This is a genomic window from Streptomyces sp. NRRL S-37, from assembly GCF_000721605.1.
Classification (GTDB): Bacteria; Actinomycetota; Actinomycetes; order Streptomycetales; family Streptomycetaceae; genus Streptomyces.
In genome coordinates this window covers 109,168-122,847 of the sequence record NZ_JOIZ01000014.1, presented here as the reverse complement: position 1 = coordinate 122,847, position 13,680 = coordinate 109,168, and the positions used below count along the sequence as shown (strand labels likewise).

The 13,680-nt window shown below is 70.8% G+C and carries 15 protein-coding genes; 8 read left to right on the top strand and 7 right to left on the bottom strand.

All coding sequences use genetic code 11. From position 1 onward, the window contains the following. Positions 1-28: 28 nt before the first annotated feature. Entirely contained in the window at positions 29-1,435 is a 1,407-nt protein-coding gene (locus IH50_RS0121165; RefSeq protein WP_030864448.1) for an alpha,alpha-trehalose-phosphate synthase (UDP-forming), read from the top strand. A gap of 60 nt (positions 1,436-1,495) precedes the next feature. Next, entirely contained in the window at positions 1,496-2,359 is an 864-nt protein-coding gene (gene otsB / locus IH50_RS0121160) for a trehalose-phosphatase (RefSeq protein WP_030864446.1), read from the top strand. A 135-nt stretch (positions 2,360-2,494) separates the two neighbouring features. On the opposite strand, the gene IH50_RS0121155 is transcribed toward otsB, so the two are convergent. The 4 genes from IH50_RS0121155 to IH50_RS0121140 are packed head-to-tail and all read right to left on the bottom strand — an operon-like array spanning position 2,495 to position 5,005. Further along, on the bottom strand, positions 2,495-3,040 hold the full coding sequence (locus IH50_RS0121155) for an NUDIX hydrolase (RefSeq protein WP_030864442.1): 546 nt from the start codon (positions 3,038-3,040) through the stop codon (positions 2,495-2,497). Positions 3,041-3,045: 5 nt separating this feature from the next. Further along, positions 3,046-4,167 (bottom strand): adenosylhomocysteinase, encoded by a 1,122-nt coding sequence (locus IH50_RS0121150; RefSeq protein ID WP_030864441.1) that lies wholly within the window; start codon positions 4,165-4,167, stop codon positions 3,046-3,048. Between the two features lie 14 nt (positions 4,168-4,181). Beyond that, positions 4,182-4,619: an ATP-binding protein gene (locus tag IH50_RS0121145; protein WP_037872645.1), complete on the bottom strand. Its 438-nt coding sequence runs from the start codon at positions 4,617-4,619 to the stop codon at positions 4,182-4,184. Positions 4,620-4,627: 8 nt separating this feature from the next. After that, entirely contained in the window at positions 4,628-5,005 is a 378-nt protein-coding gene (locus IH50_RS0121140; RefSeq protein ID WP_037872644.1) for a hypothetical protein, read from the bottom strand. Positions 5,006-5,153: 148 nt separating this feature from the next. Here IH50_RS0121140 and IH50_RS0121135 point away from each other — a divergent pair, with 148 nt between their 5' ends. Genes IH50_RS0121135 through IH50_RS0121125 form a run of 3 tightly spaced genes read left to right on the top strand, consistent with a single transcriptional unit; the run spans position 5,154 to position 7,708 of the window. Continuing rightward, complete coding sequence (locus IH50_RS0121135; RefSeq protein WP_030864432.1) at positions 5,154-6,263, top strand: helix-turn-helix domain-containing protein; 1,110 nt, start codon at positions 5,154-5,156, stop codon at positions 6,261-6,263. Between the two features lie 16 nt (positions 6,264-6,279). Beyond that, the gene (locus IH50_RS0121130) at positions 6,280-6,957 is read left to right on the top strand and encodes a YdcF family protein (RefSeq protein WP_030864430.1); all 678 of its coding nucleotides are present in this window, start codon (positions 6,280-6,282) and stop codon (positions 6,955-6,957) included. Then, positions 6,899-7,708: a WbqC family protein gene (locus tag IH50_RS0121125; RefSeq protein WP_078914052.1), complete on the top strand. Its 810-nt coding sequence runs from the start codon at positions 6,899-6,901 to the stop codon at positions 7,706-7,708. Before IH50_RS0121130 ends, IH50_RS0121125 begins: the two co-directional genes overlap by 59 nt. 113 nt (positions 7,709-7,821) lie before the next feature. On the opposite strand, the gene IH50_RS0121120 is transcribed toward IH50_RS0121125, so the two are convergent. Beyond that, the gene (locus IH50_RS0121120) at positions 7,822-8,079 is read right to left on the bottom strand and encodes a DUF3263 domain-containing protein (protein WP_030864423.1); all 258 of its coding nucleotides are present in this window, start codon (positions 8,077-8,079) and stop codon (positions 7,822-7,824) included. A gap of 10 nt (positions 8,080-8,089) precedes the next feature. After that, on the bottom strand, positions 8,090-9,358 hold the full coding sequence (locus tag IH50_RS0121115) for an extracellular solute-binding protein (RefSeq protein WP_030864420.1): 1,269 nt from the start codon (positions 9,356-9,358) through the stop codon (positions 8,090-8,092). Positions 9,359-9,477: 119 nt separating this feature from the next. Between IH50_RS0121115 and IH50_RS0121110 the strand changes: the two genes are divergently transcribed. The 3 genes from IH50_RS0121110 to IH50_RS0121100 all read left to right on the top strand — a co-directional run bounded on the left by IH50_RS0121110 (position 9,478) and on the right by IH50_RS0121100 (position 12,665). After that, positions 9,478-10,431 (top strand): ROK family protein, encoded by a 954-nt coding sequence (locus IH50_RS0121110; RefSeq protein WP_030864418.1) that lies wholly within the window; start codon positions 9,478-9,480, stop codon positions 10,429-10,431. Further along, positions 10,431-11,615 (top strand): N-acetylglucosamine-6-phosphate deacetylase, encoded by a 1,185-nt coding sequence (nagA, locus tag IH50_RS0121105; RefSeq protein WP_030864415.1) that lies wholly within the window; start codon positions 10,431-10,433, stop codon positions 11,613-11,615. The genes IH50_RS0121110 and nagA overlap by 1 nt, the downstream gene beginning before the upstream one ends. A 120-nt stretch (positions 11,616-11,735) precedes the next feature. Then, positions 11,736-12,665 carry a 1-phosphofructokinase family hexose kinase gene (locus IH50_RS0121100; RefSeq protein ID WP_030864414.1) on the top strand — a complete coding sequence of 310 codons (930 nt, stop codon included), beginning with the start codon at positions 11,736-11,738 and terminating at the stop codon, positions 12,663-12,665. 6 nt (positions 12,666-12,671) lie between these two features. On the opposite strand, the gene IH50_RS0121095 is transcribed toward IH50_RS0121100, so the two are convergent. Further along, positions 12,672-13,604 carry a carbohydrate-binding protein gene (locus IH50_RS0121095; RefSeq protein WP_030864412.1) on the bottom strand — a complete coding sequence of 311 codons (933 nt, stop codon included), beginning with the start codon at positions 13,602-13,604 and terminating at the stop codon, positions 12,672-12,674. Positions 13,605-13,680: the final 76 nt, after the last annotated feature.

Genomic DNA, 13,680 nt, shown 5'->3' with positions numbered 1-13,680 from the left:
GTCTCCGGGGCCGGGCTAGGTGACATTCATGGCTGTCACGCAGGCTGCTCAGGGTGCTCAGGTGCTGGTCGCGTCGAATCGCGGGCCCGTCTCGTACACGGTGGAGGACGACGGTTCACTGCGGGCCGGGCGGGGCGGCGGCGGGCTGGTCTCCGGGCTGTCGGCGATCGGGCCGGACGCCGGGGCGCTGTGGGTGTGCTCGGCGCTGTCCGACGGCGACCGCGAGGCGGTGCGGCGCGGGGTAGGCGAGGACGGCGTGCGGATGCTGGACATCCCGGCGGACGTGCACGCCGACGCGTACAACGGGATCGCCAACTCGGTGCTGTGGTTCGTGCACCACATGCTGTACCAGACGCCGCTGGAGCCGGTCTTCGACGCGGAGTTCCGCCGGCGGTGGGCGTCGTACGAGGCCTACAACCGGGCGTTCGCCGAGGCGCTGGCCGAGGAGGCGGCGCCGGGCGCGGCGGTGCTCGTCCAGGACTACCACCTGACCCTCGTCCCCGGGATGCTCCGCGAGCTCCGCCCCGACCTGCGCATCGCGCACTTCTCGCACACGCCGTGGGCGCCGCCGGAGTACTTCGCGATGCTGCCCGACGACATCGCGCGGCAGGTGCTGCGCGGCATGCTCGGCGCCGACCGGCTCGGCTTCCTCACCCGCCGCTGGGCGGACGCGTTCACCGCGTGCTGCGAACGCTTCGCGGGCGGCCTCGGGGACACCCGGATCGGCGTGCACGGCCTGGGCGCCGACGCGGACTTCCTGCGCGCCCGCGCCCACGAGGCGGACGTCGAGGAGCGGATCACCGCGCTGCGGGAGGAGATCGGCGAGGGGCGCCGGACGATCGTCCGGGTCGACCGGACCGAGCTGTCGAAGAACATCGTGCGGGGTCTGCTGGCGTACCGGCAGCTCCTGGACGACCACCCCGAGTGGCGCGAGCGCGTGGTGCACGTCGCGTTCGCCTACCCCTCCCGGCAGGACCTCGCCGTCTACCGCGACTACACCGCCGAGGTGCGGCGGGTCGCGGAGGAGATCAACGAGCGGTACGGCACCCCGGGCTGGCGGCCGGTCGTCCTGCACGTCGAGGACGACTTCGCGCGCTCGCTGGCCGCGTACCGGATGGCGGACGTGGCGCTGGTCAACCCGATCCGCGACGGCATGAACCTGGTCGCCAAGGAGGTCCCGGTCGTCTCCGACGCGGGCTGCGCGCTGGTGCTGTCGCGGGAGGCGGGCGCCCACGAGGAGCTGGGCGAGGACGCGATCACGGTCAACCCGTACGACGTCGTCGGGACCGCCCGCGCCTTGCACGAGGCTCTGACCATGGGCCTGGACGAACGCGCCGAGCGCGCCAAGCGCCTGGCCGCGGCGGCGACCGCGCTGCCCCCGGCCCGCTGGTTCCTGGAGCAGCTGGAGGCGCTGCGGGACGGAACGCCCGGCTGACCGGAGGTATGGCCGGTCACACAGGAGTACGCGGGGGCGGGCGCGGATAGGTTGGACGGCATGGCCAGCCATACGGATTCCACGGAGCCGAACGCCACGCCGACGCCCGCCACGCAGGCCGGGCGGGAAGGGCTGGAGGCGCTTCTCTCCCGCCCGGGGAAGGCACTGATCGGGCTCGACTTCGACGGGACGCTCGCGCCGATCGTGGCCGACCCCGAGCAGGCCCGCGCGCACCCGGACGCGGTGGGCGCGCTCGCCGCGCTCGCGCCCAGGGTGGCCGCGGTCGCGGTGGTCACCGGCCGGCCGGCGGGGGTCGCGGTCCGCCACGGCGGCTTCGCGGGCGTTCCCGGCCTGGAACACCTCGTCGTTCTCGGCCATTACGGCGCCGAGCGCTGGGACGCCGTCACCGGCACGGTCACCGCGCCCGCCCCGCATCCCGGGGTCGCCGCCGTCCGCGCGGAGCTGCCGGGGGTGCTGGACCGGGTCGGCGCGTGGCAGGGCACGTGGATCGAGGAGAAGGGGGGCCGGGCGGTGGCGGTCCACACCCGCCGGGCCGCCGATCCGCAGGCCTCGTTCGAGGCCCTGCGCGAGCCGCTCGCCGGGCTCGCCGCCCGGCACGGTCTGATCGTCGAACCCGGCCGCATGGTGCTGGAGCTGCGTCCGCCCGGGATGGACAAGGGCGTCGCCCTGCTGGAGTACGCGCGGGACATCGGCGCCGAGTCGGTCCTGTACGCGGGTGACGACCTGGGCGACCTCCCCGCCTACACGGCCGTCGACAAGCTCCGCTCCGCCGGCACTCCGGGGCTGCTGGTGTGCAGCGGCAGCGACGAGGTCACCGAGCTGCGGGAACGGGCGGACCTGGTGGTCGACGGTCCGGCGGGGGTGGTGGGGCTGCTGCGGACGCTGGCGGAGCGGATGCGCTGACCGGTTTTTTCGCCCCCGCCGCCCCTTCCCGTCCCACCCCGGGGGCGCTGCCCCCGGACCCCCGCTCCTCAAACGCCGGAGGAGCTGCTCTCAGCCTCCAGGGACGGGAAAGGGCCGCCGCGATCGATGCCGGATTCAATGCAGTGCGCTCGTCACCCTTCGACTCAGCTCCCGCGACACCAGGGCCTCCAACCGCAGCCACGCCGCGTCCGTGACCTCTTCGGTCTGGAGCGCGCTGATGTCGGCGGTCTCCGTGCGGAAGAGGAAACGGAAGTCGACGTGCTGATGCTCCGGCTCTCCTTTGGCCTCGTTGGCCGGCATGGGGTGCACGTCGATGTCGACCGGATGGGGACCCACCAGGATCACCGATGCCGAGGAGATCCCGGTCTCCTCGCACAGTTCCCGGAGGGCAGCTGCCTGGAGGGTGTCGTCCTCCGGTTCCAGATGTCCGCCGGGGAGGAGCCACTTGTCGAGCGTCCGGTGACGAATGTGGAGGACGCGGTTGTCCGGTCCGACGAGGATCGCGCCGGCGGTGGCATGGACGCGGAACTCCTTGCGGGAGGTGAGGTCCGCGTCCGTGTCGAGGAGGGCGAGCGCCGGGGCCAGGCCGGGCATGTCCTCGGGGTGGGCGTCGAGGTAGCGGTTCAGGGTCGTACGGAGGTGGGCTGTGCTGAGGGGCATGTCTGTCACCTGTTGAAGTAGGAAAGCCAGGTCGCCGCGATCTCGGCGCGGTCGGGTGCGGGGATCTCGTGGAGGCCAGGAGCCAGGTGCTGGTCGGTGAGCAGCCTGATTGCCGCGAGGATCTCTGCCTGAACGAGAAAGATGAACGGTCCGACGCTGGCACCGTGCAGGAAGTTCACCGCGTTCCCGCCGTTCACCAGATAGAAGTAATGGCCGGTGGTCTGATAGCGGGTGACGTGGTCGCCGATGGCCGTCCGGGTATAGACCTCGGGCAGGGAATCGAGTTCCAGTTCGTCCTCACTGCTTGTCACGGTGGCCACGTACGCTCCGTTGCGCAGATGCCCGAAGTCCTCTCCGCGCAGGGAGACCGCGCCAGTCGCGCACAGGACCAGACCCGCTCCGGTCAGGGCGGCCTCACGATCCCGCGCCACGGCGAAACCCTGAGAGAGTGCCTGCGTGCGTCGTACAGGATCGATGTCGAAGACAGTGACGTGTACGCCCTTCGCCTGGAGCAGCCTCGCGATGGAACTGCCCAACTTGCCGAACCCGATGACCAGCGCAGGACGGCCGTGGAGGATGTCGCCGCGGCCTCGCATCACCGCCTCCGTCGAGAAGACGACCGACTGGCCGATCAGGTAATCCTCAGGGTCCTTGAGCGGGGAGCGGGCTACAGAGACGACTGGACAGGGAAGTTTTTCCAACGCGGTGTATCGCCGGTGCCCGTTCTCGGTGTCCTCGATGACCCCGACGATCTCTCCCGTGAAACGCTCGTGAAGATGCGCGAGGACGGGCGCGAAGTAGCCGCCGACGTCCAGCAGGACCGTGCGTTCGCCTCCGGCGCGGGACTCGATGTAGTCGAGCGCGGCGTCGGGGTCGTTGAAGAGGTCGCGCGAGAGGGTGTCGACGCTGATGGACCGCTCGACGTCACGCTGGGCTGCCGCGTTGATCGACTTCGGCTTGGGGAGCACAGCGCGCACATCGCTCAGGGACGCCACTGCGCGGACGAAGCTGGGGCGCTCGGCCAAGAGATGTGTGATCAGGAAGGATGCAGCGCGTTCCTGAGGCAGGAAGCAGGCAGCGATCTTCGTGAAGTAAGCGTCCAGCCGAGCACGCTCGAAAGACTCCATGACGGTTCTCCTTCTCAGGCCGTTCCGAGGGGCCGGGCAGGCTGGGAAGCCGGTGCGGTCTTGAAGCGGGACCACACGACCTTTCCGTACGGGGAACGCTCATCGACGCCCCAGCCGTCGGCGAGCGTGTCGACGATGCTCAACCCGCGCCCGGCAGTGTCCGTTTCAGCGGCTTCCCGCAAGCGGGGACACCGATCGGGCGAGACGTCACCGCTGTCGTGGACCTCCAGGCGTACGGAGTCCTCGTCGGCGCAGAGGCGCACCAGAAACCCGTGGCCACGGCGAGTGCCGTGGGCCAGGGCGTTGGATGCCAGTTCCGAGACGCAGAGCCGGATGTCCTCGGCCGGCTCACCGGTGATCCCCCACTTCTCCAGCGAGATGATCACGAACTCACGGGCCTGGCCGACGGCGCGTCGCTCGGCATCGAAGTACTTGTGCAGCTCGTTCGTCATGACACACCTCACCTGTGCGGACCGGGAATCGGCGTCCGATGGCGGCGGCTACGTCGGACCAGCAGCAGACGCGCACCGGCCCTCTCGATCCGTCGTCGGCGTTCCGCCGTTGTGCCGCGAGGTCCGAGATGAGAGGCGGTCGGCAGGACCACGCCGTAGACGTCCGGCAGTTCGAGAACATCGAGCAGGCCGACGAACGCCGAAGTCGCCCTCCCCGAGTCGCCGCGCTCGGTGAACAGGCCGGAAAGAAAGAGTTCGTGCCGTCGGCAGTGCTCGGCCAGTGTCGTGGCGAGTGCCTCGCGCCGGGCCGCGGAGACACGGGTAAGGCGCAGGTAGCCGTAGACGACCGGTCCGTCGACCGGGCGGAGTTCGGTTATGGGTTCCATCACGGACCATCCGGTGTGTGGTAGCTGGTCCATTGAGCGTGTCGCAGGAAGTGGGCTGCTCCAATGACCGCTTGTTGCACTTCCGTGGCACTTTCGTCCTACTGCTCCCGGTCGGCGTGCTTGTATGACGGCAGGAAGGGAGGGATCCGTGGCGACCGTGCACCACTGGACCGGCCTGGAAGCCAGGGCGCTGCGGCTCGCCCTGCGGATGAGCGTCCGGACCTTCGCGGCTCATCTCGGCGTAGGCGTCCGGACGATCTCGAAGTGGGAGAAGCTGCTCTCCTCGACTGAGCCGAGGCAGGACACCCAGGCCATCCTCGACACCGCTCTCGCCCGCGCGGACGCGGCTGTCCACCTTCGCTTCGAGACCAACCTCTCCGAGGCCGGCAGCTCCGGTGCCGGCTCCATCCGGCGGGTCACCATCAGCGGGCCCCGTGCGTGGGAGTACGAGTCCTGGACCGACGATCTCGACCGATCCGTCGTCGCCTTGTCCCGGCAGAACTTCGCCTTCGCAGAGGATCTGTTACGTCGCTGGCTGGCCCGCTTCCCACCGATTGGGCTGGACGACAAGGGCCTTTACCTCTACGCGCGGGCGACCGCCCTGCTGGGAGACGTGCAAAGGGACAAAGGCGCCGTTCTGGGCCCCTTGTCGGCGCGACGCTCCTATCACGAAGCCCGGGCCGTTTTCGCCCGGCTCGACGTCCCCCGGCGCGTAGCTCAACTGGACCTCTCGCTGGCCGTCGTCACGGAGATGTCCGATCACTGGGACGCGGCTGCCCACCGATATGAGTCCCTCGCCGTTGACGACCGGCTCTCCCCACGCGACCGCGCGCGGGCTCGGCTGTGGGTGGGTACTGCGTTGAGCAAGAAGGGCGACCATGAGTACGCCGCACGCGTCATGTCAGCGGCGGTACGCGAGTTCGAGGACCTCTCCGAGCCGGAGGACTGGTCCGTGGCCCATCAGAAGCTCGCCCTCGCCCACCGAGGGGCAGGTGACCTGACCGCCGCACTGCACTACATCGACATCGCCCGCACGACCGGTACCGCGGACTCACCCATGCAACGTGTTCGTCTGGACACCGCCCACGGTCACATCCTGTTGTCCGATCCGGCCACCCTGGATGATGGTCTTGAAGTTCTCGACAAGGCAGCGAAGGTGGCCGCTGAGTACGGGCTCAGCCACCAGCGTCGCAGTATCGAGGGCATCAGGAGCAGGCATGCCACGAGCAGTGGGGCGAAGAGCCCCGGGCGACGCTGATCAGGGAGAAACACCAATGACGGGACCGACTGACAGCCGGCAGGCCGTGACCGACGAGCAATGGGCGAACGCCCGGCTCATCTGGGACTACCACCAGATGCGTCACGAACTTCGGCCGGCGGACGTGGCGATCGGACTCGGCAGTCACGACCTCGGTGTGGCGACCACGGCGGCCGATCTGTACCGAGCCGGGCTCTTTCCCGTCCTCGTGTTCACGGGTGGCAACAGCCCCACCACCGCGGCCCGCTTCCCGCGTGGTGAGGCCGTCCACTACCGGGAACACGCTCTCGCCCTCGGCGTGCCTGACGAGGCGATCCTCTTGGAGCCCCGCGCCGGCAACACCGGGCACAACATCACGTACTCCCGGCAGGTCCTCACCGACGCCGGGCTCTATCCGGCCTCGGTGCTCTTGGTCTCCAAGCCCTACATGGAACGCCGTTCGTACGCCACCGCCCGCAAGCTGTGGCCCGAGGTCGACGTGCGGTGTGCCTCGGAACCCTTGGAGTTGGACGACTACGTCAAGAGCATCGGGGACGAGAAGCTCGTCCTGGACATGCTCGTCGGTGATCTCCAGCGGGTGATCGAGTATCCGAAGCTCGGCTTCGCCATCGAGCAGGACGTCCCGGAGGACGTGCATGCCGCCTACAAGAACCTCCTCACCGCAGGCTTCACCAGCCGTCTCATCACTCCCTGACCCGTCGGCGCCGGGCAGGCTGTGTGCCATCCACCAGCCCAACCTCTTCCCCCGGCTTTCCACACTGGCCAAGCTGTACGCGGCGGATTGCTGGATCGTGCTCGACGACGTGCAGTTCGCCCGTCGCGACTATCAGCACCGGGCCCGCCTCGCCGCGCTGCACAACCCGCGACAGAGGCAGTGGCTCACTCTTCCGACACACCTGCCCCATGGCCGGGGGAGCCTTGTCAGTGAGGCGCGGCTCGTGGATTCGGACGTGAGCAGCAAGCGACTCGCCCTGCTTCTGCGGCAGTACTACGGCAGTAGCCGGTACTGGTCCTCCCTCGACGGCATGATCCAACCGCTCCTTGAGCTTCTGGACACCTCCGACCGCACCGCTGTGGTCGCGGAAGCCTCTGCACGGCTTCTGCTCGACCTGCTTGGCCGGCGCGGCTCCGTCGTCCGCAGCAGCGCGTACCCCGCCCGCGAAGGACGCTCGGAAAGACTCGCTGACCTGGCGAAAGCTGTCGGTGCGGACTTGTACCTGTGTGGGACCGGTGGCGCTCGCTACCTACGCTCCGATCCCTTCGACGAGTACTGCATCGGCGTTGCCCTCTTCCGCACTCCCGCGTATGGAGGTGCCTGGACAGGAGCGCGGGAGATCAGCGCCCTGTGGGCCCTGGCGACGTATGGTCCTCAGCATGTCGCCGATCTCCTGCGCGATCGAACGTCAGTGCAGGCATCGAATCGGTTCGAGCTGGGTGCAGGGTGACCCGGTGCCGTCCCCATGGAGCGTCGCGAGCCCTTTGAGGAGGGCACCGGCCGCACCTTCCCGCCCAAGGGCAACTCTCCGAGGTCGGGACGGGAAGGGGCGGCGGGGGCGGATCAACGCTCTGTGCGGCGGGTTTCCCGTATGCGGCGCAGGCGGTTGACCGTCACCGGGTCGTGGGCGAGGGCCCGGGGGTCGTCCAGGAGCGCGTTCAGGAGCTGGTAGTAGCGGACGGGGGCCAGGCCCAGCTCCTCGCGGATGGCGCGTTCCTTGGCGCCGGGACCGGAGAAGCCCCGGCGTTCCAGCGCGAGGATGTCCTGTTCACGCCGCCCCAGACCCGCGCCGGCCTCGTGCTCCTCGTCCCCCGTGTCCATGCTCCGCAGGCTACTCCCTGCTCTCCGCGCGCGTCGCCGTCGCCTGGAGTCCGCCGAGGACGCCGGCGGGGCTGCCGTTGGGGGCGACCGCCTTGCCGATCTGCTTCTTGACGGCCGCGTTGACCGCCGCCCAGGAGGTGTTGCCGACCGGGTAGAGCTCCGAGGTCGTGAGCTGGTCGAGGAAGGGCTTGAGGTCCTTGTCCTGGTCGGAGGCGGCCATTGTCCGGGAGGCGGAGGTGGTGACCGGCAGCAGGTTGTACTCGCGGGAGAAGTCGAGGACGTTCTCCTCGCTGTAGACGAAGTCGAGGAAGTCGCCGACCTGGTCGCGGTGGCCGTTCTTCTTGAAGGCCATCATCCAGTCGGCGACGCCGAGGGTGACCGGGCTCACGCCGTCGATGCCCGGCGTCGGCACCATGCCGAACTCCACGCCCTTCTCCTTCGCCATCTCCATCAGCGAGGGGTGCCCGTTGAGCATGCCGACGTCCCCGGCGGCGAACGCCGCGAACGCCGCGGCCCGGTCGAGCTTGCCGGGCGCGACCGGACCGGTCAGGCCCTTGCCGACCAGCTCGTCCTTCAGCCAGGAGAACGTCTCGACGTTCTGCGCGGAGTCGATGGTGTACGTGCCCATGAGGTCGGTGTAGCCGCCGTCGCCGCTGAGCAGCCACTGCATGGTCTCGGCCTGTGCCTCCTCCGGGCCGAGCGGCAGCGCGTACGGGTACTTCACGCCCTTCGCGTCGAGTGCCTCGGCGGCCTCGGCGAGCTCGTCCCAGGTCTGCGGCGGGGTGGCGCCGGCCTCGGCGAACAGCTTCTTGTTGTAGAACAGCACGCGCGTGGAGGAGGCGAACGGCATGCCGTACTGCACGCTGTTGACCTCGCCCGCGGTGGTGAGCTGGGAGAGGAAGTCCGCCTGGACGGGGATGGAGAGCAGGTCGCCGGCCTTGTAGAGCTCACCCTCGGCCGCGTAGTCGGCGTACGCGCCGATCTGCGCCATGTCCGGCGGGTCGCCCGCGTCGACCATCTCCTTGACCTTGCGGTCGACGTCGTTCCAGGAGTAGACGTCCACGTCGATCTTCACATCGGGGTGCTCGGCCTCGTACCGCTCGACCAGGCCGGCCCAGTACTTCTTGGAGCTGTTGGCCGCACTGTCGCCGTAGTCGGCGGCGACCAGCCTCAAGGTCACATCGGAGGACCCGCCGCCGAGTCCGCATCCGCCGAGGACTCCCGTCAGCCCCAGTGCGGACACCACCGCGATCGCCCTTGTCCTGACCTGCCGCTGCACTTGCCTTGCCCCTGCCCCGGCGCATCGCGCCATCCGAAAGCTTTTCGATAATCGGAATAAGGTCTACACCACGCGAGTGGACTAGACCTCTTGCGGGTCCGGGGGTCACACTGTTCCACGTGAAACACGTCATCGCCCTCGATGTGGGCGGCACCGGGATGAAGGCCGCCCTGGTCGGGGCGGACGGCACGCTGCTGCACCAGGTCCGCCGGGCCACCGGCCGTGAACGCGGCCCGGACGCGGTCGTCGCGGGCATCCTCGACTTCGCGGCGGACCTGCGCGCCCACGGCGTACGGCGGTACGGCGAGGCCGCGTCCGCCGCCGGCGTCGCCGTCCCCGGCATCGTCGACGAGACGGAGGGCATCGCCGTCTACGCGGCCAACCTCGGCTGGCGCGACGTCCCGCTGCGCGCGCTGCTCACCGAACGCCTCGGCGGCGTCCCCGTCGCCCTCGGCCACGACGTGCGCACCGGCGGTCTCGCCGAGGGCCGCATCGGAGCCGGCCGGGGCGCCGACCGGTTCCTGTTCGTGGCGCTGGGTACCGGCATCGCGGGTGCCATCGGCGTCGACGGCCGGGTGGAGGCGGGCGCGCACGGTTTCGCGGGCGAGATCGGCCACATCGTCGTACGGCCCCAAGGCGCCCCCTGTCCGTGCGGGCAGCGCGGCTGTCTGGAGCGGTTCGCGTCCGCCGCCGCGGTGAGCGAGGCGTGGGCGGCGGCCTGCGGGGATCCGGACGCGGACGCGGCGGACTGCGCGAAGGCCGTCGAGTCCGGGGACGTACGGGCCCGTCAGGTGTGGCAGGACGCGGTGGACGCGCTCGCCGACGGGCTGGTCACCGCGCTCACCCTGCTGGACCCCCGGACGCTGATCATCGGTGGCGGGCTCGCCGAGGCGGGGGAAACCTTGTTCACACCGCTGCGGGAGGCCGTCCGGCGGCGGATCACCTTCCAGAAACTGCCGTCCCTGGTCCCCGCGGCCCTCGGGGACACCGCCGGATGCCTGGGCGCGGGACTCCTCGCCTGGGACCTGATCGACACCACTGACCCCTCGTATCCCTCGGAGGTAACCACCTGATGGCCCCCACCAAGGTTCTCGCCGGTGCCCGGGTGGTCCTGCCCACCGGGACCGTGGACGACGGCCGCGTGATCGTCGAGGGCACGCGGATCGCGGGTGGGGGTTCCCCCGGGCCGGAGCCCGCCGGAGGTCCGGGAGAGGCGCCCGCCGGTGCCGAGACGGTCGACCTGAGCGGCCACTGGGTGGTCCCCGGCTTCGTCGACCTCCACAACCACGGCGGTGGCGGCGCCTCCTTCGCCGGCGGCACCGCCGAGGACGTCCTCAAGGGCGTGCGCACCCACCGCGCGCACGGCACCACCACGGTGGTCGCCTCCGCCGTCACCGGTGACCTCGACTTCCTCGCCCGGCACGCCGGGATGCTCGCCGAACTGGCCCAGCAGGGCGACATCGCCGGTATCCACTTCGAGGGGCCGTTCATCTCCCCGTGCCGCAAGGGCGCGCACGACGAGGAGCTGCTGCGCGACCCCGACCCGGCCGAGGTGCGCAAACTGCTCGACGCCGCACACGGGCAGGCGAGGATGATGACGCTGGCGACCGAGCTGCCGGGCGGCCTGGACTCCGTACGGCTGCTCACCGAACACGGGGTGATCGCGGCGGTCGGGCACACGGACGCCACGTACGAGCAGACGCTCCAGGCCATCGACGCGGGCGCGCGCGTCGCCACCCACCTGTTCAACGCGATGCCGCCGCTCGGCCACCGCTCCCCCGGCCCGATCACCGCCCTGCTGGAGGACGAGCGGGTCACCGTCGAACTGATCAACGACGGCACCCACCTGCATCCGGCCGCCCTCCAGCTCGCCTTCCACCACGCGGGCGCCGCGCGGGTCGCCTTCATCACCGACGCGATGGACGCGGCCGGCTTCGGCGACGGCCGCTACATGCTCGGCCCCCTGGAGGTCGAGGTCGCGGACGGGGTGGCCCGGCTGGTGGAGGGCGGCTCGATCGCCGGCTCCACGCTCACCCTGGACCGCGCCTTCAAGCGGGCGGTGACGGTGGACAAGCTGCCCGTCGAGGACGTCGTACGGGCGATCTCCGCCAACCCGGCCCGGCTGCTCGGCCTGGACGACCGGATCGGCTCCCTGGAGCCCGGCAAGGACGCCGACCTGGTGGTGCTGGACGCCGCCTTCGACCTGGTGGGCGTCATGCGGCAGGGGGAATGGGTGGTCCATCCCCAACTGGGCTGATCCGTCCCGCCGTCGACGGACGGCGGCCGGTCCGGGGGGTGGGCCGACCGTCGTCCGTTTGGCATGATCGTGACCACGGGTTTCACGGCAGAAGCAGGCATCAAGGGGGAGGTCGGCCCGGTGATCCTCACGGTCACGCTGAACACCGCTCTCGACATCACCTATCGCGTACCGTCCCTGCGGCCGGGGGCCTCCCACCGGGTCGCCGAGGTGACGGAACGCCCCGGCGGCAAGGGCGTCAACGTGGCGCGGGTGCTCGCGGCCCTCGGCCACGAGGTGACGGTCACCGGCTTCTCGGGCGGCACGACGGGCCGGATCCTGCACGACCGGCTCGCCGAGGTCCCGCACCTGACGGACGCGCTGGTCCCGGTCTCCGGCACGACCCGGCGCACCGTCGCCGTCGCCGACGGACGCTCCGGCACCACCACCCGGCTCAACGAGCCCGGCCCGGTGATCACCCACGCCGAGTGGTCCGCGTTCCAGGAGGTGTACGGGGACCTGCTGGCCACCGCCTCGGCGGTGGCCCTGTGCGGCAGCCTGCCCCCGGGCGTCCCGGTGGGCGCCTACGCGGGCCTGATCCGCACCGCCCGCGCGGCCGGGGTCCCCACCCTCCTCGACACCAGCGGTGCGGCGCTGCGCCGCGGGGTCGCGGGGCGGCCCGACATCCTCAAGCCGAACGCCGAGGAACTGGCCGAACTGACCGGCTTCCACGAGCCGTTGCGCGCCACCCAGGACGCCCGTCGGCGCGGCGCGGGCGCGGTGGTCGCCTCCCTGGGCCCGCAGGGCCTCCTCGCGGTGACCGGGCAGGGCCGCTGGCGCGCGGCCCCTCCGCACCACCTCACCGGCAACCCGACCGGCGCCGGCGACTCGGCCGTCGCGGGCCTGCTGTCGGCCCTGGTGGAGCACCGTCCCTGGCCGGACCGGCTGGCCCGCGCGGTCGCCCTGTCGGCGGCGACGGTCCTGTCCCCCACGGCCGGCGATTTCGACCGGGCGGCCTACGAGGAGCTGCTGACGGGGGTCACGGTGACCGGGGAAGCGACCGCGGCGTAGGCCGGGTCACTCCTTGACCTGGCCCTCCTTCAGCCACAGCTGGTCCACCAGGACGTTGCACTTGTCGCCGTCGGCGCAGGAGACCGAGATGGTGTTGGAGCCCTTGTTGAGGGTCGGCCAGGCGAAGGTCTGGGTCCAGCCCTTGGAGAAGTCGCCGTCCTTGGCGCGGGCGAAGTTGTCCATGTTGAGCTTGGAGCCGAACTCCTTGCCGTTGACGGTGAGCGTCATCGACTGGGGCTCGTCGGCGGTGCTGTAGCGCACGAAGACGGTGTAGGCACCGTCCTCCGGGATGTCGTTGACGGTCCAGGTGACCGAGTTCCCCGGCTGGTTGAGGTTGGCGACGTAGCTGCCGCCGTCGGACTGCGCTCCCTCGACGTCCGACGCGAGGGCGGCCGAACCGCCCAGCCGCAGCGCCTTCGCGTCGGCGGTGGGCAGCTCCGCCTTCTCTTCCTCGCCCGCGCTCTTGCTCGCCGACGGGGTCGGTTCGCCGCTGTCCTGGGACTGGGTCGGCGTGGAGTCGGCCTGGTTGCCGCCGCCGTCCTCGTCGTCGCCGCCGATCACAGCCACGCTGATGCCGATCACGACCGCGGCGACCACCGCGATCGCGCCGATGAGCAGGCCCTTGGTGTTCGGGCCGCGGCCCCGGCCGCCCCCGCCGTGCGACGACTGGTGCGACGGGGCGGTGGGAGCGCCGCCGGGCAGCGTCTCCGGGGCGGCGTAGTGGGCGTTCGCCTGGCCGTACACGCCCTGCTGCTGCGGAGCGGGCTGCGCCTGCTGGCCGTACTGGCGGGTCCCGACCGGCCGCACCCGGTTGACCGAGTTCGGGTAGCCGTAGCCCCCGGACGGCGGCTGGGCCCCGTTGGCCTGCCCGTCGGCGTAGAGGTAGCCGAACGGGTCGTCGTCCTCCGGCGTGCTCGCGCCGTTGTTGCCGGCCGTCATCCCTTGGTGCTCCTAGCTGCGGATCGGGTGCGGTACGAGTGTGGAGAGAACGAGCCTACCCGCTTCCCATGGCCCG

What these genes read in the sequence shown, in the direction of transcription:
- IH50_RS0121165 (WP_030864448.1), top strand. Translation starts at nt 29, where the DNA reads ATGGCTGTCACGCAGGCTGCTCAGGGTGCTCAGGTGCTGGTCGCGTCG.
- otsB (WP_030864446.1), top strand. Translation starts at nt 1,496, where the DNA reads ATGGCCAGCCATACGGATTCCACGGAGCCGAACGCCACGCCGACGCCC.
- IH50_RS0121155 (WP_030864442.1), bottom strand. Translation starts at nt 3,040, where the DNA reads ATGCCCCTCAGCACAGCCCACCTCCGTACGACCCTGAACCGCTACCTC.
- IH50_RS0121150 (WP_030864441.1), bottom strand. Translation starts at nt 4,167, where the DNA reads ATGGAGTCTTTCGAGCGTGCTCGGCTGGACGCTTACTTCACGAAGATC.
- IH50_RS0121145 (WP_037872645.1), bottom strand. Translation starts at nt 4,619, where the DNA reads ATGACGAACGAGCTGCACAAGTACTTCGATGCCGAGCGACGCGCCGTC.
- IH50_RS0121140 (WP_037872644.1), bottom strand. Translation starts at nt 5,005, where the DNA reads ATGGAACCCATAACCGAACTCCGCCCGGTCGACGGACCGGTCGTCTAC.
- IH50_RS0121130 (WP_030864430.1), top strand. Translation starts at nt 6,280, where the DNA reads ATGACGGGACCGACTGACAGCCGGCAGGCCGTGACCGACGAGCAATGG.
- IH50_RS0121125 (WP_078914052.1), top strand. Translation starts at nt 6,899, where the DNA reads ATGCCGCCTACAAGAACCTCCTCACCGCAGGCTTCACCAGCCGTCTCA.
- IH50_RS0121120 (WP_030864423.1), bottom strand. Translation starts at nt 8,079, where the DNA reads ATGGACACGGGGGACGAGGAGCACGAGGCCGGCGCGGGTCTGGGGCGG.
- nagA (WP_030864415.1), top strand. Translation starts at nt 10,431, where the DNA reads ATGGCCCCCACCAAGGTTCTCGCCGGTGCCCGGGTGGTCCTGCCCACC.
- IH50_RS0121095 (WP_030864412.1), bottom strand. Translation starts at nt 13,604, where the DNA reads ATGACGGCCGGCAACAACGGCGCGAGCACGCCGGAGGACGACGACCCG.